The organism is Blochmannia endosymbiont of Camponotus quercicola, assembly GCF_059935335.1.
Map to the genome: position 1 here is coordinate 56,755 of NZ_CP011794.1, position 19,360 is coordinate 76,114.

Consider the following 19,360-nt stretch of genomic DNA (forward strand, 5'->3'; position numbering starts at 1 on the left):
GTTATCATGATATTGATATATGAATATGATTGATATTAGTTATAACAATGGATAAATTTTATATTCATGGTCCTACTCCTTTAAGTGGTGAAGTGAGTATATCAGGTGCTAAAAATTCTGCATTACCAATTTTGTTTGCTACGTTGTTGACTGAAGAGCCAGTAGAAATTTTTAATGTTCCCAAATTAAAAGATATTGATGTTACTGTCAAATTATTAAAGCAACTTGGAGCAAAAGTGGAACATTGCGATGTAGTCTTCGTGGATGCTAGCAGTGTTAATACATATTGCGCTTCTTATGATTTAGTGAGATCCATGCGTGCTTCTATTTGGGCTTTAGGACCATTAGTAGCACGGTTTGGACAAGGTAAGATTTGGTTACCTGGTGGATGTTCGATCGGAAAAAGATCGGTAGATTTACATGTTAATGGTTTAGAACAGTTGGGAGCAACAATTGTCTTAGAGGAAGAATATGTTACAGCTTCTGTAAATGGACGATTACATGGTGCTCATATTGTAATGGATAAGATTAGTGTTGGAGCTACAGTTACTATCATGAGTGCTGCTGCACTAGCAGAAGGAATTACTATAATTGATAATGCTGCTCGTGAACCAGAGATTGTTGATACCGCTAATTTTCTCATTATGTTAGGAACTAATATTAACGGAGCTGGGAGTAATAGAATTATTATTGAAGGAACTCAAAAATTAGGTGGTGGAAAGTATTCCATCATGCCAGATCGTATTGAAACTGGAACTTTTTTAGTTGCTGCCGCGGTTTCGCGCGCAAATGTAGTTTGTTTAGGATCACGCCCAGATACTTTGCGATTTGTTTTAAAAAAATTACGTGAATCTGGGGCTGATATCAATACTGGCAAAGATTGGATTGGTTTGGATATGCATGGAAAAAGACCTAAAGCTATTGTTATATGCACTAGACCGTACCCAGGTTTTCCTACTGATATGCAAGCACAATTTACTTTATTAAATATAGTGTCTGAAGGAACAGGAAAAATTATAGAAACTATATTTGAAAATAGATTTATGCATGTACCAGAGCTTGTTCGTATGGGAGCTCGTGTTAAAATATCAACTAATATGATAGTTTGTTATGGTGTTAATTCCTTAATTGGTACCCGAGTCATGGCAACAGATTTGAGGGCTTCTGCCAGTTTAGTATTAGCTGGCTGTATTGCGGAGGGACTAACGATAGTTGATAACATATATCACATTGATCGTGGATATGATCATATAGAAAAAAAATTAGAAAATATGGGGGCTCATATTAAACGGGTCACTGATAAATAACTTTTTTATATTAGTTTTTAGTGATGTTTGAAATATACATTTTGCGTTGATTAGCTATACCATGTATATATGCATATATAGTAATATTATCGGGATATAATACAGTTCATGATACTTTTCAAAAGTATTAATTAAAATTATTAGTATGTATAGTATGCAGAATTGCAATTCTGCATACTATAATTTTTATCGGAATATTTAAAATAATATGGATTTATTATTTTTTTTGTTATCATAAGCATTGTGTTGTAAAAACAGATTACAAAATTAACGAAGTAATAAAAATATATTTGTATCGCCACGAACAATATTAAGTGCTATAACTGACGGTTTTTCGTTCAAAATTTTACGTAATTGAGATAAATTATATATTTTGGTACGATTTAGTCCGACAATTACGTCGCCTTTTTGTAGACCAATGGAATAAGCTGGAGAATCTTTCACTACATCTTCAACTTGTACTCCTTTTGTTCCATCTTTTAAATATCCATTACTTAGAGCAGCTCCTTGTAACGCTGGAGTTAACATTTCCTCACTGGTACTTACAGAGGTGCTATCATCTAATAAGACTGATACTGTTTGTATTCTTCCATCTCGTAATAACCCTAGTTTTATATTTTTACCTGGAGTGGTAGTACCAATTTTAACCCTTAGTTCTGCAAAATTTTTTATTGGTTTACCTTCTATAGATACGATAATGTCTCCCGCTTTGATATTTGCTTTAGCAGCCGCAGTTCCTGGCAAAACTTCGCTAACAAATGCACCGCGTTGCGCGTCTATATTCAGTGCTTTAGCGATATCAGCAGTCAATTCTGTTCCTTTTATTCCTAATTGCCCTCGTTTTACTTCTCCAAATTCGATTAGTTGCTGACTTAAATTTTTTACAATGTTGCTAGGAATAGCAAAACCAATACCGATATTTCCTCCTCCAGGAGCTAAAATAGCGGTATTAATTCCGATTAATTCTCCATGTAAGTTTACCAGGGCTCCTCCGGAATTTCCTCTATTTATAGAAGCATCAGTTTGTATAAAATTTTCTAATCCCTCAAGGTTTAGACCGCTTCTTCCTAATGCTGATACGATACCAGAAGTTGCGGTTTGACCTAATCCAAAAGGATTACCGATTGCAACAGCAAAATCACCAACTTTTAAAAAATCTGAATCAGCCATTTTTATTTCAGAAAGATTTTTGAATTTTGATAATTGAAGTAATGCTAAATCAGTTTGTTCATCATGTCCTACCAATTTAGCGTTAAATTCTCGACCATCGTTAAGTTGTACTTTAATTTTATCCGCACCGTTAACAACATGGTTGTTAGTAATAATATAACCTTTGTTAGCATTAATGATTACTCCTGACCCTAATCCCTCAAAAGGTCTAGATCCAAAGTTACCTCCAGGGATATCTGGTCCAAAAAAATATTTGAATTCCTTAGGTAGCGTTAGTCTTCTGGCAGGTTGAATACCTTCTACGTGCACACTTACTACCGCTGGAAGTACTGTATCTAACATAGGGGCTAAACTTGGTAATAATCCTGATATTTCTGTAGAAAATGTTGTATGATTTACAGAAGATTCAGTATATGAAATCCCCAATGTGAATAATATACCCAATATATTAAGTAAGTGTGTTATTTTCATAGATAATTAATTTAATTAGTTGTATTTTTTTTAAGAAAAATAATATTTTTATTAAAATGGTCATAAAAATTTAACGACTAAATCGTGTGCATTTGTTATATCTAGATCTAAATTAATTTTTAGTTGCCTCAGGTTGGGTGGATAAGGTACTGTACGCAGATGCTATATATAGCATAATATGTCAAGTAGTTTATATGAAGTAGTGAAAGTTTGCTTATGTTATTTATTATCATGATTTTTTAGAGTACTTTCTGTATTTTCGGAATAATCTAACGGCGCTTCTATTGGTAATTTTTCGTTTTTTATGTGAGTTTTCTTTATATTAAATGTGTTTATATCATCTTGTATATGTATATTTGGTAAAAAAAAATTAGCGCTTTTTTTGACATTATTATATAAGTGACGATAATCATCTGCCATTTTATTTAATAATTCTATGGTATAGATAAAGTGATTACTTAATTCTTTTTGGTATTCGTTTAGTTTAATTTTTTTATCTTGTAATTCGTTATATAAAGTTTTTTGATTATGTAATAAGTAACGTGCTTTGTAGTACATTATAGTTGCCCCCGTAATAATTCCAACTATTAAGCTTATAAGTATACACATCCATACCATGATAATACTCCTAAAATTTGTTTTATTTTATTTGATGTATTTCTTTTTATGTGTTCACTGATCGATACGTAATCATTTACACATATTTATATGACGATCATATAAATATGTGTAAATGATTAGAACATAGTTATCTGATTAGTAAATGCGTATGTTGTTTAATTGAATTTTATTCTCTTTAATTTTCTTTATCAATAAATATTCATGTGAATACTATGAGTAATCAAATAGATGGTTTAGTATAGTGACATTTTAAATAAATATTGAAGCAATTCTATAAAATTGAAATGATGTTAAAATATTTTAATTATAATCAATTATTTATTTCATTCAATTCGTAATATATGGCCTAAGATATTCTAGGGAACTAAGTATTAGCTATATTTAGTTTAGGTGTTAAAATACTAGAGAAATTTTAGTGTTAATAGTAGTATAATATGTTATTATATATGAGTGATATTGTTTTTGATATTTAATCACTGTTATTTAGCCAATACGATTGAATTTTTATATTGAGTTAGGTTTTATTTTTATGAAAACTTTTATGGCAAAATCAAATGTAATCAAGCGAACATGGCATATGATTGATGCTAAAAATAAAATACTCGGCCGTTTATCTACTGTGATTTCTAGATATTTAATTGGCAAACATAAAGTGGAATACACTCCTCATGTTGATATTGGAGATTATGTGATCGTTTTAAATGCAAAAGAGGTATCTGTGAGTGGCCATAAGCGTGATTGTAAAATGTATTATCATCACACTGGACATATTGGAGGAATTAAACAATCTAATTTTAAAAGCATGATAAATAGACATCCTGAGAAGGTAATTGAAATTGCAGTAAAAGGCATGTTACCTAAAGGCCCTTTAGGTCGTATGATGTATTGTAGACTTAGAGTATATTCAGGGAATATACATGTACATTCTGCACAAGCACCTCAATGTATAGATTATCAATGAAAAATGAAATGGCAAATAAAGTATGAACTTTAATCAATATTATGGTACTGGACGAAGAAAAAGTGCTTCTGCTCGAGTATTTATCAAATCGGATACTAGTAACGGTAGAGTGATTGTAAATAAACGTAAATTAGACCAATATTTTCCCAAAAATAATACGCAGTCAATCATTACAAGACCTTTGAAAATTGCTAATTTATTAGACAAATTAGATATATATATTACTGTAAAAGGTGGTGGTATATCTGGTCAGGCTGGTGCGATATGCCATGGAATAACACGTGCATTGTTGCAGTATGATGAGAAATTACGTGGTGCTTTGCGTGCAGTTGGATTAGTTACAAGGGACTCTAGAGAGGTAGAAAGAAAAAAGATAGGTTTGCGTAAAGCACGAAGGCGTCCTCAGTTTTCTAAGCGTTGATATTTATTTCAATTTCAATGTGTGCATTTTGTATTAATTGAATCGTCAGTATGATGTGAGTTTTGTATAATTAGACAGAATTTAAGATAGAATATGTAATTGTGATGTAATAACGAAAAATTATAATCAGTATTAAGCTTAATTTAGTGGGTATGGCTTAGTGAATTAAACTAAGATGATTTTATATTCATTTGATTATCGTAAGTTTTAGTGTATTAAATGAATAAAGTATTGATTATAATGAACGGATGAATATTTCCTAAAAACATCAGAATTTATGTTTTTGCGTTTTTATTTATTGTCTATCGTAATATTTTAAGCTGAATTGCAAGCAGTGCGCAGTATTTAAACTTAAATGTTGTTTTATTTATAGTTTAAACTATAAATAAAAAATTAATTGTATTTAAAAATACCATAGGTTTTAACTATTCATTTAATCATACTTTAAATATGATTAGCAATAAGAACATGTTTCTTACAAGCAAATAGATTTTTTAAAAATATAATTATTGGATAATGATTGTTATCTAATGATGTGCATTTTAACTGGTGTAATAAATCGTGTTTTTATAAATATGAATTTTTATTAATATTTTTGTTATATTACATGCAGTAAACCTGATTATATTTAAATAACAATATTATTATTTAAATTATTGTGTTTTAACATCATAAAACAATGTAATATAATTAGTTTACTCATGCAGTATATCAAAAAAACCATGGTGTTATTAATTTTGTTTAATCAATTAGGTGAATGGAATTTAACTTATGTAGATAGTAATTCATAAGTCATAAATTGTGTATGAGTAGGATATAAACAATTTTTATTATTTAATTTTTTGTTATTCTTATAAATTCTATAAGTACATCAGTATCTATAAGAAATTATTTTCTATCATATTACATATTTTATTAAAGTTTTGAAATCTACTTCAAGTGTTGTTTATGGTTTGCATAGAGAGTATGATGTAAAATTTAAAAGATTAAAATTTAGTGATAGATGTATTTTTTTTAAGATTAAGATATTTATAAGTAATATGAATTTGTGTTTATAAATTTAGTATATCAATTACTTTTTTTTTGCGCGCGGTATATGCTGAAAAGCATGTATAAGAGTAAATATTTGATATAAACCGTGCAAGTATTATTTATATTTTCAATATATATATATATTATATATGAAGAAATTTCAGAACGAAAGTGTTTTCACCGCATTCTCTTACATATTTATATGTAAGAGAATGCGGTGAAAACACTTTTTACCCCGTCTATTGAATTCGCAATTTTTTCAAGGTATTTACCTTCTTCATGAGTAACTTGTCCTAAAAGAAATACTTCTTTATTTTCTGTAATTATTTTAATGCTAGAGGCATGTATATCTCTTTTCATAAAGAAATTTAAACGTATTTGACTACTAATCCAAGTATCTATCAAAATAGATTGCATGCATATTGGTTTTCCTTGACGAATAGCATTATAAATATTTTTTGTTCCATTTATTTTCATTACTATTTTTATGACTTCTTCAACAAAAGCAATGGAAGGAGTCTGTCCAGTTAATAGTACATTACCTTGGTATACAGTATTTTTTATTCTTGCTGATTTTTTAATATATTGGTTTTTGTTAAGAGCATGAGCAATATGAGCTTCTAAGATATTATCATCTAACTGAGCACCTATAGTACGGGGATCATGCCATACTGTAGTTATAACCGCAGCAGTTCCTATAGCCAATATACTTGAACAGCAAGATTGCAATGTTAACATAGAAAATAAAATTAATAATATCTGAAGTATACGATACTTAATATTCATTTATATATGTTTATGTATTCAATAATTTCATATATATATATATGACTAATATTAGCTTGTCTATCAAGTAGTGACAACCATTATATTATTAAAATATATTTAATTTTATGTAGTCTAATACAGTGTAATCATTAAAATGTATGTAAAATTATAATGTATCTGTAAAATTATTTTTACTGTTTAATTATGTTTACAACGTGTTTTTTAGAGTGTACCATACTAGCAAAAATTGCTGTTTCATAGATACATTATATGAACAGATTTATGTTATTTAGTATTTTTATATTAATGAAAAACACACTTTTTAAAAGATGTAAATTAGGAATATATTATATTTTTGAAAACAATAAAATGTGATAATTAATTTATTTACATTATCGAGAATGTGTTTGTAATTTAATTGGTTGCTATAGATGATGCGATGATTTTGTTGTTCTCGATGCACACGAATATAATAAATTGGTGTTGATTCTTTTTAATAAAGAACGTATAAATATTTTTTGATTATTTTTTAAAAAATGATATTTATTAAAATAGTTGTTGGTGTATGAGTAATATGTTATCATCCGACCTTGATTGTGTACCTGCGTTGTATATAGTTCCGACTCCTATTGGAAACTTGCAAGATATTACATGTCGAGCATTATCAGTGTTGCGTCAAGTAGATTGTATTGCTGTAGAGAATATACAGCGTACTCGTATATTGTTGAATTTTTTTTCTATTCGCACATCTTTGTATGTATTACATCAGTACAATGAACACAAAAGAATACCAATGTTAATCTCGAAATTACAATCAGGATTAAGCATCGCTTTAGTTTCCGACGCGGGTACGCCGTTAATTAATGATCCGGGGTATTGTTTGGTAAAATCTTGTCAGAAATCAAGAATTAGAATTATTCCACTGCCTGGCCCATGTGCAGCTATTACCGCATTATGTGGATCTGGCTTACCAACGAATCGTTTTTGTTTTGAAGGGTTTTTACCGCATAAACATAGTGTACGCATCAGTCGTTTACAAGCTTTATTAGAAGAACCCCGTACATTAATTTTTTATGATGTAAAACATCGTGTAATAGATACTTTGAAAGATATGGCTAGTGTTTTTGGGCTAGAACGTTATGTTGTATTAGTTCGAGAATTAACTAAAATATGGGAATCTATTTATGGAGCTCCTATCGGTCAATTGTTATCTTGGATACAAAAAGACAATTCTCGGATCCAAGGGGAGATAGTTTTAGTTGTAGCAGGTAATTGTCTAAAAAAGAATGAATTATCACCAAAAATATCTCATGTTATGAAATTGTTAGCATCTGAGTTATCTACAAAAAGGGCTGTGACTTTGGTAGCATACATATATGGTGTAAAAAAAAATATACTTTATAAGAAATATTTGAGTGAAAAATCAGACAATGTTAATGATGAAATGTTATTTGATTGATGACATATTGTTAAAATAATAATTATAATATTTCAAGGAGTTGGCTAGACAATCGCTGCTTCTTTGTATTTATAATGATTACAATATAATTGATATAATTACAAATGGAGGGGAGGAAAGTCCGGGCTCCATAGGACAGGGTGCCAGGTAATGCCTGGGAGATATGAATCTACGACAAGTGCAACAGAAAGAAAACCGCCCATACTATTTTTCATAATAAACTGTAAAATGGTATGGGTAAGGGTGAAAAGGTATGGTAAGAGCATACCATGCGAATTGGTAACAGTTCGTGCTATGTAAACTCCACTCGGAGCAAGGCTAAATAGAAGTTCTATAGTATGGTCCGTACTGAACTTGGGTAAGCTGCTGAAACTAATGTGTGAACATTAGTTTAGATGAATGATTGTCCACGACAGAACCCGGCTTAACGGCTGACTTCTTGTTAAAAAATTAAATATAATTGTGTACTATACATGTATTCGTTGTTTTCATGATAAAAACATTGTGGGGCTTGTATATCGCAATAATATTTATTGCAGAGGTTAGTTGTCGTAATCATATTGATAATGAACATGGACTCATGCTACATGGATAGCTTATAGTTATTTGATAGATGATGATTTTATATATGCATTAGTTGTTATTTATTTTAATAGATATGTTTGCGTATATTTTTAGTTAATTTTGATATTGTTAACAATTAGTATAAATATATTGATATTAATAATTAATATTTAGTTATAAACTTTAATGATTTTTATAAAAATATTTCTAAAAAATTGAAATTATATTTTTAAATTAGCAATTATTAAGCTTAAACTGTAATTAGAGTATTATATAGTTAGTTTTAGTGACAGCAAATATTTCAATTTTTTAGTAAAAAAGTGATTTAATGCAGTTAAATGTATTAACATAAATTATGTTTGTGTAAATTAATTATATATGTTATGTTTTATGGAATTAAGTAAGTGATGAATATTTTCAAAGAGTTGTTCAATGTAATATGGCAAAATAATTTTACATTATTTCCTGATGTAGAATTAGTATTAGCTATTTATTCATTAGTATTTCTTATTCTGTTTTTAGAAAATGCCATCCTTCCGGCTGTTTTTTTACCTGGAGATAGTTTATTAGTCGTATTGGGAGTATTGATTGCGAAAGGTATTTTGAATTTTACTATTACTTTGGGAGTTTTAACAATAGCTGCAGGTTTAGGTAGTTGGATGAGTTATTTACAAGGTAAATTTTTAGAAAATAACAAAATTGTAAAACATTGGTTATCTCGATTACCTAATGAATCTTATCAAAGAGCGAATTATATGATTAATAAACATGGATTGTCCGTGCTTTTTATTGGTCGATTTATAGCGTTTGCGCGAACAGTGCTGCCTACTATTGCAGGAGTCTCTGGATTAAACTCTTTTCGTTTTCAGTTATTCAATTGGGTCAGTTCATTTGTGTGGGTGTTTGTGCTGATTGTATTAGGTTTTTTTTTAGAGCGATTGGAATTTTTGTATACATTATAATATGTAACAAGAATTAATAATTCATTAATAATAAGAAGAAGAAAAATATTGTTTTTGCTATTTTTGATGAAAAAATGTTCATAAATCATTTAGTATATTTTTTTTTAACAAAAAATCTCAGATCTTTTTTTATTTTCTTACAGATTATAAGATAAGATGACTTTTCGATATTATAAAAACATGACCCCTGCTGGATTTGAACCAGCGACCAAGCGATTATGAGTCGCCTGCTCTAACCAATCTGAGCTAAGGGGCCTGATTATAATTTATAGATAATTTCAATTTAACCTGTATTATCTGTGTATTCAGTAATCTGAATTTTATTTAATGAAAACATTAGTGGCATGCACATAATTTTTAATGGTTTTATCTGTTCGTTATGTTACATATTTTTTGTTATTAACACGTAACCCCCACTATAGTATATATATCATATTTTATATTATTTACAAAAAATAATTATCATTTTGATCTTATATACATAAATAATGTTTTATAAAATTAATTATAGATAGTTGTATGCTATATAATAAATTGGGTAATTGTGTTGTTTTAATTAATCAAATTCATTTAATCGTCTAAAAAACTTCGTAATATTTCAGATCGACTAGGATGACGTAGTTTTCTTAAAGCTTTTGCTTCGATTTGACGAATACGCTCACGAGTAACATCAAATTGTTTACCTACTTCTTCTAGAGTATGGTCAGTGTTCATATCAATACCAAATCGCATACGCAATACTTTAGCTTCTCTTGGAGTTAATCCAGCAAGTACATCATGAGTAGCAGTACGTAAATTATCTGAGGTAGCTGAATCTAAAGGTAAGTCCAGATTGGTATCTTCAATAAAATCTCCAAGATGAGAATCTTCGTCATCTCCTATAGGGGTTTCCATGGAAATAGGTTCTTTAGCAATTTTTAATACTTTTCTAATTTTATCCTCCGACATGAGCATACGTTCTGCTAATTCTTCTGGTGTCGGCTCATGTCCTATTTCTTGTAACATTTGTCTAGAAACCCGGTTAAGTTTATTAATGGTTTCTATCATATGAACTGGAATACGGATAGTTCGTGCTTGATCTGCTATTGATCTAGTAATTGCTTGACGAATCCACCAAGTAGCGTAAGTGGAAAATTTATAACCACGACGATACTCAAATTTATCTACAGCTTTCATTAAACCAATGTTACCTTCTTGTATTAAATCTAAAAATTGTAATCCTCTATTTGTATATTTTTTAGCAATAGATATAACTAAACGAAGATTAGCTTCAACCATTTCTTTTTTAGCTCTTCGAGCTTTAGCTTCTCCAATAGACATACGACGATTAATATCTTTCATTTGTTCTATTGTTAGTCCTGTTTCTTTTTCAATTTGATGTAGTTTTAACAAACTATGCTGTACATCTTCATCAACTTTATGTAAACTTTCTGACCATGGGGTATGCATAGATAAAGCTGTATCAAACCATGCTTTATTAGTTGCATTTTTTGAAAATAATTCTATGAAGTTTTTTTTTGGCATTTTACTAATTTCAACGCATAGCTTCATAATCAAGCGTTCTTGTATACGCACTCTTGTCATCATAGAGCGCATATTATTGACTAAATAATCAAATTGTTTTGGAACTAATCTAAATTGTTTAAATATTTCAGATAGCTTTAAAATTTCTTTTGATGCTTGAATATGATTACGTCCATTATATTTGATTGTTTTCCGTGTTATTTCATATTGGTTACGTAGTGCTGTAAATTTTTTACGAGCTATTTCTGGATCAATGTTATTTTCATCATTATTTTCTTCTTCATCGTCATCGGATATTGTTTTAGTAATAACTTCAGAAGTTATGTGGGTTATATTTGAATGTATTGATATATTTTCATCTACGTTAGGATCAACAAAACCTGTAATTAAATCTGAAAGACGCGTTTCACCGGTTTCTACACGTTTATATTGCTCTAAAAGATAAGTAATTGCTTCTGGATATTCAGCAACTGAACATTGCACTTTATTTATTCCGTCTTCAATTCTTTTAGCGATATCTATTTCACCTTCTCTCGTTAACAATTCTACAGTACCCATTTCTCGCATATACATCCGTACTGGATCAGTTGTTCTGCCTAATAATTCTGAATCGACGCTAGTTAATGCTTGCACAGCTGCTTCCGTTGCATCTTCTTCGTCATTAGTAGAATGAGTGTGTTCGACTAATAAAAACTCGTCGGAATTAGGAGCTTCTTCCATGACTTGAATACCCATATCATTCATCATTTGGATTATATTTTCGATTTGACTAGGATCCACAATATCTTCTGGTAAATGATCGTTGACTTCAGAAAAAGTTAAGTATCCTTGTTCTTTACCAAGTGTGACGAGTAACTTAAGTTGTGATTGTGGGTTATGTTCCATAAAAAGACTCCCACGTTTCGAAGTAATATTTATATTAAAAAAGTTTAATAGTGGTGTAGTATCCCATCTATTGATGATATGTAAATAAAACTATAAAAAATAATTCATTCAGGAGGTATTTTCATAATTGTTTTCATTAGTGAATTGAATCCAAAAAAAAAGTTTATGTTTTTTATATTAATGTTTTGATAACGTTTTGTTTAATAACCATAATTCTTGACGTTCTTGTGGTGTTAGCCCAGATGTGCGATCACGAGCAATAAGCATTTCTTGACGTTGTCCAAGAATCGAATTATATAATTTGGTTAGTGCATCAATAAAAGTAGTCTCTATCATATCATTTGTAATCAAATGGTTCCAATATGCCAGTGTTTCAAGTTTTGAATAAAATTTATTCCCACGATAATGTTCTAATAATTGCGCAGAGGTTGATATTGAATAAGTTTTACATGTTTTAATTAAATTAATGAAAATTACGATGTTGTCTTGTTTACATTGTTCCAATCCTTGTGCATTTGGTACTAATTCAGCAAGTCGTGGATTTTGTATTAATAATCCTATCAATATGTGTTCTATGTTGTTATTGGCGTAATATTTTGTTACTTTATTAGTAGATATAAAAGTTTTTTTTACAAGTAGTTGGTTTAACTTGTTATCATCTAAGATTCCTATTTTGTTGCCTAATTGTTGTAGTAAACATAATTTTAGTGTTTGTCCTGGAATTTTGTTAATCATAGGTAACATTAGGCTGCTTAATTTAACTCGTCCTGTTAATGTTTGTAAATTTATTTTTTGTGATAATGTTTCAAATAAAAAATTTGATAAGTCTTCTGTATGTGTTAACTTTTTTAAAAAGTTGTCTTTTCCTATTTTACGTATTAATGTGTCTGGATCTTCTCCATGAGGTAAAAATACGAAATGTATTTGACGTTCATCAGTAAGATATGGTAAAGTGGTATTTAATGTACGCCAAGCAGCTTTTTTACCAGCATAATCTCCATCGTAACAACAAACAATTTGATCAGTAATACTATACAATAATCGAATATGATTAGCAGTAGTAGCAGTGCCCAAAGAAGCTACTGCATAATTAATTCCAAATTGTGTTAATGTGATAACATCCATATAACCTTCTACTAAAAGTATGCAAGAGAGATTTTTGCGTTGCATACGTGCTTCGTGTAAGCCATATAAATGCTGACTTTTTTTAAAAATTTCAGTGTCTGGAGAATTTAGATATTTAGGTATTTTTTTTTGTGTAATTACGCGGCCTCCAAATGCTACAATTCTCCCTGCTGTATCTCGTATAGGGAACATGAGTCGATTACGAAATCGATCATATTTATATTTTGTGTTACTAGTAATCAACATGCCTGATTGGTCAAGTAGTGTTTGATCGCATAATGTAGGAGTAAATTTTTGTATTATGTTATTCCATCCGGGCGGAGCAAATCCAATATTAAAATCAGTAATAGTTTTTGGATTGAGTCCACGATTTTGCAAATATTTATAAGCGTACAAGTATTTTTTTTGGGTTAAAATATCCTGATAGTATGCACATAATTGATTCATTAACTGATATAAGTTATGTTTTTGATTATTATTGTTTTTATAAATGTTTAGATCGTTTTCTATTGATATGCCGTGTATGATTGATAGTTCTTTAACAGACTCAATGAATGTAAGTCGATCATAATTCATCAAAAAATCTATTGCATTTCCATGTGATCCACAACTAAAACAATAATAGAACTGTTTTTCGATATTAACAGTAAATGATGGGTGTTTTTCGGTATGAAATGGACAACAGGCCAAAAAATTTTTCCCTTGTCGTTTTAAGGAGATGCGTGTACTAATTAAATCGACAATATTAGTACGTGCTATCAATTCACGAATTACTGTATTTGGGATTCGAGTAATTATATCTCCTTAGTTTATGTTATTGAGTATAGATAACACTAAAACTATTATTATCATTTATGAGTTTAATATTGTATATATATAATATGTATTTGATTTAGTTTTCATAATCGGAAATATAAGTTTTTATCATTTATTTTCTGTACCAAAAAGTATGTAAGGATCATTTAATATAAGCGAATACGTCTTAAATTTTCTCGGGCTAATTTTTTTGTATGACGTTTAATTGCTGATGCTTTGGCTCGTTTACGTTCTGTAGTTGGTTTTTCATAAAATTCTCTACGACGCACTTCAGATAAAATTCCCGATTTTTCACAAGATCTTTTAAATCGACGTAGCGCCACGTCGAATGATTCGTTTTCACGTACTTTGATTATTGGCATATACTTGTCTCTATTATTTAATCTTCGACGAGAAGATTATTATCTTAATATAATATAATAAATATAACTATAATTTTTACTATTTTGTAATATAATACTGAATATTATGACATGAAATATAAAACTAGTGTGAAGTATTTTACAATTATTCATCAAACATGGAGTATTATATGCGTGTTTTAGGTATTGAAACCTCATGTGATGAAACCGGCGTGGCAATTTATGATCAATATAAAGGATTATTAGTTAACAAAGTATATAGTCAAAATGCATTGCATGCTGATTATGGGGGGGTTGTGCCCGAGTTGGCAGCTCGTGATCATGTACGGAAAATAATTCCTTTAATTTTATCTACATTAGATCAAGCTCATTTGGTATTTGAGGACATCGATGGAATAGCATATACTGCTGGACCTGGTTTGGTAAGCGCTTTGTTAATAGGAGCAACTGTTGCTAGGACATTGGCTTATGCTCGGAAAATACCTGCTGTTGCTATCCATCATATGGAGGCGCATTTATTAGCTCCAATGTTAGAAAAAAAGGTTCCTACTTTTCCATTTGTAGCATTATTAGTATCCGGTGGGCATACTCAACTTGTGTCTGCGAGCAACATAGGGGAATATAAAATATTAGGAGAATCCATTGATGATGCTGTTGGAGAAGTATTTGATAAGATTGCTATATTGTTGGGATTAAAATATCCTGGGGGTGCTTTGTTATCACAAATGGCTCGAGAGGGTATTCCGAATCGTTATACATTTCCCCGTCCTATGATTGATCGACCTGGTTTAAATCTTAGTTTTTCTGGATTAAAAACTTTTGTGGTAAATACTATTATGGCCAGTTCTCATGACGCTCAAACTCATGCTGATATCGCACGTGCGTTTGAAGATGCAATTGTTGAAACATTAGCGATCAAGTGTCGCCGTGCATTAGATCAAACTGGATTAAAATGTTTAGTGATATCTGGAGGTGTTAGTGCCAACCAAGCGTTAAGATCGTATCTTTTAAAGATGATGTATATCTTAAAAGGAAGCTTGTTTTATCCTGGACCAGAGTTTTGTACAGATAACGGCGCAATGGTGGCTTACACTGGATTAATTAGACTACAAGCTGGATTGTTTAGTGATTTGCCAATTTTAGTAAGACCACGTTGGTCTTTAGAAGCTCTGCCAAGAATAAAACAGTCATTATAATTATGTGTTAGTATACTTTTATATTAATTGCGCCAAATACGTTTCTCTTGATGATACCATAGTCGTTTAATATTAGCTGTATGCTTTATTATAACCAAAAAAGATATTATGATCATTGGAAGTAAATATTGATATTGAAAATACCAGGCATAACAAGGGGTAATTAGTGCGGCAATGATGGATCCTAGTGAGGAGTATCTAAAAGATAGCACGGTTAATGCCCAAATACTTATCATAACAATGGATAGATAAAAATCTATAGCCACAAACGCTCCAAATGCGGTAGCTACACCTTTTCCTCCGTGAAATTTAAAAAATATAGGATACATATGACCTAAACAGGCAAAAATAGCTGTGGTTCCTAAAAAAATGGGTGAAATTTTTAAATAATATCCTAACCATACTGGAATTGCGCCCTTTAAAATATCAAATAATATTACACTGATTGCAATTTTATGCCCTGCGATGCGAAAAATATTAGTAGCACCGGGATTTTTGGAACCAAAATTTCTTGGATCTGGAAAATGTAATATTCTGCACATCAAGATCGCGCTAGATATTGATCCTAAAAAATAAGCAAATATAGTTATTAAAATAGAAAAAAAAATCATAAATTTGTTTTTTTGTTGATATTAAATAACAATTATTGTACATATTTTATATATAGTGTGTATATTTAACAGTTAATATTATTTAAATAAATAAATTATTTATGCAATCGAATGTAATGTACAATGGATATCTTATTTATCGAGCGATTGATAGTAATGGCGTATATAGGTATACATGATTGGGAAAAAAAATGTTTGCAAAAATTAATTTTTGATTTGCAATTGTCATATAATGCCGAATTTGTTTCATATAATAAAAGTATGATGTCTTATATTGATTATACTCACGTAAGGCACACTATACTTAATTTAATAAGCAAACAACATTTTTACTTAATAGAAGACGTCGCTAATTTAACAGCAAACACGTTAATCAGAAAGTTTTGTATTTATTGGATTCGAGTGAAAGTGAGTAAACCTGGGGCCATGCGTGATGCTTCTAATGTTGGTATATGTATTGAACGAAAAAATGAAATACTTTTTAGATCTCTAAAAGAGAGTTAGTTTATTGAGCGATATGTGATGCATTTGTATATAATCAAAGCATTTAAATAAGCATCATTGTTCTTTGTATTTTATGAATGATATAGGGCTTGAGATACAAATAATTGATGTTAGGGAAATATTATAATAATGTTGTTTATATTGGATTATTATGTAGATGTACGTAGATTAGTTATTTCATTGATTTTAGGGGCAGTAGAAGGTTTAACAGAATTCCTTCCTATTTCTTCAACAGGGCATATGATATTGGTAGAAAGTCTCTTAAGTTGTATGGACGATTCAGTTCAAGCTTTTACTGTGGTTATTCAATTGGGTGCTATTTTATCTATAACAAAAATTTTTGGGGATCGATTATATAGTATGAGTGTAATTTGTGTAAGAAAAATATTTCTTAAACAACATTATGATGACAGTCATTTATGTGTTCGACATATATTGTTAGGAACATTTCCTGGGATAGTGTTAGGTATAGTTTTTTATGAAAAAATTAGATTAATTTTTGAATTAACATACATCATGTATGGGTTAATAATTGGAGGGTTATTTTTATTGCTTGGAGAATTATGTTTACATCAAGAATCACGTGTATCAAATATTAATAATATAACTTATTTACAAGCTTTTTTAATTGGATGTTTCCAGTGTTTAGCTTTTTGGCCGGGATTTTCTCGTGCAGGCGCTACTATTGGCGGTGGTTTATTAGTTGGGTTAAATCGACGTATTTCGTCAGAATTTTCATTTTTTTTAGCGGTGCCTATTATATTTGGTTCTTCAGTATTAACTTTGTATCATTATGGATCTTTTATTAGCGTGACAGATGCTTTGTTATTTATTGGGGGTAGTGTTGTAGCATTTATTATAGCGTTATTTACCGTAAGATATTTCTTGAAAATGGTTCAAAATATTTCTTTAATTCCGTTTGCTATATATCGATTTTTGTTAGCCGGAGGTATTTATTGGGGATTAATGGTATGATGAAAGTTAATGTTTTTTATTAAAGTTTAATTTATACACATGTATATTATACAATAGTTGATATGTTTGTGTTGCGTATTAAATAATAGGATTATTATTATGTATAAGACAAACATAAGTGTGATGTATTCAAAAAAATGTTGTTTTTCAGATAAGTTAGTATTATTAAACAGTTATATTATGTGTACTTTATACTTAATTTTTAGTCGAATTTATTTGCTTTAAATTATTTAATTGTTTATAGTGTTTAAAAGTTCTATATATCAGTAACTTTACATGTTGATTTATTTTTCCATGAATTTAAAGCATATAAACGTCTAGTATATAATTCTTTGCTGATATTTATTCCAGTGAATCCGTCTGAAATAATATCTGTGATGGAAATTTTTTTGGTAATAATAAAGGCTGTACGCAGAAAATTATATTGATTAGGTGAATAACCTTTACAATTTACACATCTTAATGTATCGGATTGACTAACTAAAGAAATTTGCTCTATTCTTTTTGGGCGGCGCCAACAATCAAAAACATGGAATAAGGTCATTAACATTTCAGGTGCTAATGTTTTAGTATTATATAAATACTCATGATATTCCGAAATAATTTTTGCAAAATTGCGAATGTCATGCGGTATTTTAAATCTATTACATAAATCGTTTATTAAAGCGATTCCTGATTTTCTGTAGCAGCGATATTTGGAGTGCCTATTTGTATTATTAAGCGCGATGCCTTTGCCTAAATCACGACATAAAACAGAAAAACGTACATTAAGGTCATCTGTTAATCTGGCAGATTTAGCAAGTGTTGTCATAGTATGATACCCAGTATTAATTTCTGAACAACACTGTATTGGAGCAGGTACGTCAAATAATGCATCTAATTCGGGGAATAAAATTTTCAGGGCTCCACAATGACGCAAGACTGTAAAATATACTTGCGGGTTATCTGTGATTAAAGCTTTTTTTGTTTCTGTCCATATACGTTCTGGAGATAATGATAGTAATTCATGAATCATTTGTTTCATTAATATCAATGTTTCTGGAGCTATAGTAAAATTCATGTGCGCGAATCGAGCAGCAAATCGGGCGACTCTTAATACTCGTAAGGGATCTTCATTAAATGTATGAGAAACGTGCCGCAACAGTCGCAATCGCATATCACGTTGGCCGTGATATGGATCTATGAGATTACCATATGAATCATAAGCCATAGCATTAATAGTTAAATCTCTGCGACTCAGATCTTCTTCAATGGTAATTGAAGGAGCTGTATGACACGTAAACCCAGTATATCCTTGACCAGATTTTCGTTCAGTACGTGCCAATGCATATTCTTCGTGACTTTCTGGATGTAAGAATACTGGAAAATCTTTTCCGACTTGTTCGTAACCTATATCTAACATTTCTTGGGGACTAGAGCCTACTACTACCCAGTCTTTTTCTTGAATTGGTAGTTTTAATAATGTGTCTCGTACAGCACCGCCCACTAAATATTTTTCCATTATGCAATTCTCAAATGAATGATTTTACTATTAAAAATAATGTTGATTAATCAAAAAATAAAACTATTTCATATGAAACATAATTGTTTAAAAGCAATATAGTGATTTTTTCATTTTTATTAATT

At 29.9% G+C, this 19,360-nt stretch carries 16 protein-coding genes, 1 tRNA gene and 1 other RNA gene; 9 read left to right on the forward strand and 9 right to left on the reverse strand.

Annotation, left to right across the window (positions count from 1 at the left end; translation table 11 throughout):
• The first annotated feature begins 47 nt into the window (after window positions 1-47).
• A complete protein-coding gene (gene murA, locus CBquer539_RS00235) occupies window positions 48-1,307 on the forward strand; it encodes a UDP-N-acetylglucosamine 1-carboxyvinyltransferase (RefSeq protein ID WP_500836472.1) in 1,260 nt (419 codons plus the stop codon).
• Window positions 1,308-1,574: 267 nt separating this feature from the next.
• Here the strand turns inward: murA and CBquer539_RS00240 are convergent, their stop codons facing one another.
• Window positions 1,575-2,948, reverse strand: a complete 1,374-nt coding sequence (locus CBquer539_RS00240; protein ID WP_500836473.1) for a Do family serine endopeptidase — start codon at window positions 2,946-2,948, stop codon at window positions 1,575-1,577.
• A 219-nt stretch (window positions 2,949-3,167) separates the two neighbouring features.
• Window positions 3,168-3,566 carry a Z-ring associated ZapG family protein gene (locus CBquer539_RS00245; RefSeq protein ID WP_500836474.1) on the reverse strand — a complete coding sequence of 133 codons (399 nt, stop codon included), beginning with the start codon at window positions 3,564-3,566 and terminating at the stop codon, window positions 3,168-3,170.
• 532 nt (window positions 3,567-4,098) lie between these two features.
• Between CBquer539_RS00245 and rplM the strand changes: the two genes are divergently transcribed.
• Together rplM and rpsI are read left to right on the forward strand one after the other, a co-directional pair.
• Complete coding sequence (gene rplM, locus CBquer539_RS00250) at window positions 4,099-4,530, forward strand: 50S ribosomal protein L13 (RefSeq protein WP_500836475.1); 432 nt, start codon at window positions 4,099-4,101, stop codon at window positions 4,528-4,530.
• 22 nt (window positions 4,531-4,552) lie between these two features.
• Entirely contained in the window at window positions 4,553-4,951 is a 399-nt protein-coding gene (gene rpsI, locus CBquer539_RS00255; RefSeq protein ID WP_500836476.1) for a 30S ribosomal protein S9, read from the forward strand.
• A gap of 1,230 nt (window positions 4,952-6,181) precedes the next feature.
• On the opposite strand, the gene dolP is transcribed toward rpsI, so the two are convergent.
• On the reverse strand, window positions 6,182-6,769 hold the full coding sequence (gene dolP / locus CBquer539_RS00260; RefSeq protein WP_500836477.1) for a division/outer membrane stress-associated lipid-binding lipoprotein: 588 nt from the start codon (window positions 6,767-6,769) through the stop codon (window positions 6,182-6,184).
• A gap of 547 nt (window positions 6,770-7,316) precedes the next feature.
• Between dolP and rsmI the strand changes: the two genes are divergently transcribed.
• The 3 genes from rsmI to CBquer539_RS00275 all read left to right on the forward strand — a co-directional run bounded on the left by rsmI (window position 7,317) and on the right by CBquer539_RS00275 (window position 9,736).
• Complete coding sequence (rsmI, locus tag CBquer539_RS00265; protein WP_500836478.1) at window positions 7,317-8,210, forward strand: 16S rRNA (cytidine(1402)-2'-O)-methyltransferase; 894 nt, start codon at window positions 7,317-7,319, stop codon at window positions 8,208-8,210.
• Between the two features lie 36 nt (window positions 8,211-8,246).
• An RNA gene (gene rnpB / locus CBquer539_RS00270) (RNase P RNA component class A) lies at window positions 8,247-8,653 on the forward strand.
• Window positions 8,654-9,181: 528 nt separating this feature from the next.
• Entirely contained in the window at window positions 9,182-9,736 is a 555-nt protein-coding gene (locus tag CBquer539_RS00275; RefSeq protein WP_500836479.1) for a DedA family protein, read from the forward strand.
• A gap of 181 nt (window positions 9,737-9,917) precedes the next feature.
• On the opposite strand, the gene CBquer539_RS00280 is transcribed toward CBquer539_RS00275, so the two are convergent.
• The 4 genes from CBquer539_RS00280 to rpsU form a co-directional block, all read right to left on the reverse strand.
• Window positions 9,918-9,992, reverse strand: a tRNA-Ile gene (locus tag CBquer539_RS00280).
• A 314-nt stretch (window positions 9,993-10,306) separates the two neighbouring features.
• Entirely contained in the window at window positions 10,307-12,145 is a 1,839-nt protein-coding gene (rpoD, locus tag CBquer539_RS00285; RefSeq protein WP_500836480.1) for an RNA polymerase sigma factor RpoD, read from the reverse strand.
• 177 nt (window positions 12,146-12,322) lie between these two features.
• Entirely contained in the window at window positions 12,323-14,068 is a 1,746-nt protein-coding gene (dnaG, locus tag CBquer539_RS00290) for a DNA primase (protein ID WP_500836726.1), read from the reverse strand.
• Between the two features lie 164 nt (window positions 14,069-14,232).
• Complete coding sequence (gene rpsU, locus CBquer539_RS00295; RefSeq protein ID WP_500836481.1) at window positions 14,233-14,448, reverse strand: 30S ribosomal protein S21; 216 nt, start codon at window positions 14,446-14,448, stop codon at window positions 14,233-14,235.
• A 170-nt stretch (window positions 14,449-14,618) separates the two neighbouring features.
• Here rpsU and tsaD point away from each other — a divergent pair, with 170 nt between their 5' ends.
• Window positions 14,619-15,644, forward strand: a complete 1,026-nt coding sequence (tsaD, locus tag CBquer539_RS00300) for a tRNA (adenosine(37)-N6)-threonylcarbamoyltransferase complex transferase subunit TsaD (protein ID WP_500836482.1) — start codon at window positions 14,619-14,621, stop codon at window positions 15,642-15,644.
• Window positions 15,645-15,667: 23 nt separating this feature from the next.
• On the opposite strand, the gene plsY is transcribed toward tsaD, so the two are convergent.
• Window positions 15,668-16,255: a glycerol-3-phosphate 1-O-acyltransferase PlsY gene (gene plsY, locus CBquer539_RS00305; RefSeq protein ID WP_500836483.1), complete on the reverse strand. Its 588-nt coding sequence runs from the start codon at window positions 16,253-16,255 to the stop codon at window positions 15,668-15,670.
• Between the two features lie 123 nt (window positions 16,256-16,378).
• Here plsY and CBquer539_RS00310 point away from each other — a divergent pair, with 123 nt between their 5' ends.
• Window positions 16,379-16,759 (forward strand): dihydroneopterin aldolase, encoded by a 381-nt coding sequence (locus CBquer539_RS00310; RefSeq protein ID WP_500836484.1) that lies wholly within the window; start codon window positions 16,379-16,381, stop codon window positions 16,757-16,759.
• 129 nt (window positions 16,760-16,888) lie between these two features.
• Window positions 16,889-17,734, forward strand: a complete 846-nt coding sequence (locus tag CBquer539_RS00315) for an undecaprenyl-diphosphate phosphatase (protein WP_500836485.1) — start codon at window positions 16,889-16,891, stop codon at window positions 17,732-17,734.
• Between the two features lie 256 nt (window positions 17,735-17,990).
• On the opposite strand, the gene CBquer539_RS00320 is transcribed toward CBquer539_RS00315, so the two are convergent.
• Entirely contained in the window at window positions 17,991-19,235 is a 1,245-nt protein-coding gene (locus CBquer539_RS00320; protein WP_500836486.1) for a tRNA CCA-pyrophosphorylase, read from the reverse strand.
• Window positions 19,236-19,360: the final 125 nt, after the last annotated feature.

What these genes read in the sequence shown, in the direction of transcription:
- rpsI (WP_500836476.1), top strand. Translation starts at nt 4,553, where the DNA reads ATGAACTTTAATCAATATTATGGTACTGGACGAAGAAAAAGTGCTTCT.
- rpsU (WP_500836481.1), bottom strand. Translation starts at nt 14,448, where the DNA reads ATGCCAATAATCAAAGTACGTGAAAACGAATCATTCGACGTGGCGCTA.
- CBquer539_RS00245 (WP_500836474.1), bottom strand. Translation starts at nt 3,566, where the DNA reads ATGGTATGGATGTGTATACTTATAAGCTTAATAGTTGGAATTATTACG.
- rpoD (WP_500836480.1), bottom strand. Translation starts at nt 12,145, where the DNA reads ATGGAACATAACCCACAATCACAACTTAAGTTACTCGTCACACTTGGT.
- CBquer539_RS00240 (WP_500836473.1), bottom strand. Translation starts at nt 2,948, where the DNA reads ATGAAAATAACACACTTACTTAATATATTGGGTATATTATTCACATTG.
- CBquer539_RS00275 (WP_500836479.1), top strand. Translation starts at nt 9,182, where the DNA reads ATGAATATTTTCAAAGAGTTGTTCAATGTAATATGGCAAAATAATTTT.
- rsmI (WP_500836478.1), top strand. Translation starts at nt 7,317, where the DNA reads ATGAGTAATATGTTATCATCCGACCTTGATTGTGTACCTGCGTTGTAT.
- dolP (WP_500836477.1), bottom strand. Translation starts at nt 6,769, where the DNA reads ATGAATATTAAGTATCGTATACTTCAGATATTATTAATTTTATTTTCT.
- CBquer539_RS00310 (WP_500836484.1), top strand. Translation starts at nt 16,379, where the DNA reads ATGGATATCTTATTTATCGAGCGATTGATAGTAATGGCGTATATAGGT.
- CBquer539_RS00320 (WP_500836486.1), bottom strand. Translation starts at nt 19,235, where the DNA reads ATGGAAAAATATTTAGTGGGCGGTGCTGTACGAGACACATTATTAAAA.
- tsaD (WP_500836482.1), top strand. Translation starts at nt 14,619, where the DNA reads ATGCGTGTTTTAGGTATTGAAACCTCATGTGATGAAACCGGCGTGGCA.
- CBquer539_RS00315 (WP_500836485.1), top strand. Translation starts at nt 16,889, where the DNA reads ATGTTGTTTATATTGGATTATTATGTAGATGTACGTAGATTAGTTATT.
- murA (WP_500836472.1), top strand. Translation starts at nt 48, where the DNA reads ATGGATAAATTTTATATTCATGGTCCTACTCCTTTAAGTGGTGAAGTG.
- plsY (WP_500836483.1), bottom strand. Translation starts at nt 16,255, where the DNA reads ATGATTTTTTTTTCTATTTTAATAACTATATTTGCTTATTTTTTAGGA.
- rplM (WP_500836475.1), top strand. Translation starts at nt 4,099, where the DNA reads ATGAAAACTTTTATGGCAAAATCAAATGTAATCAAGCGAACATGGCAT.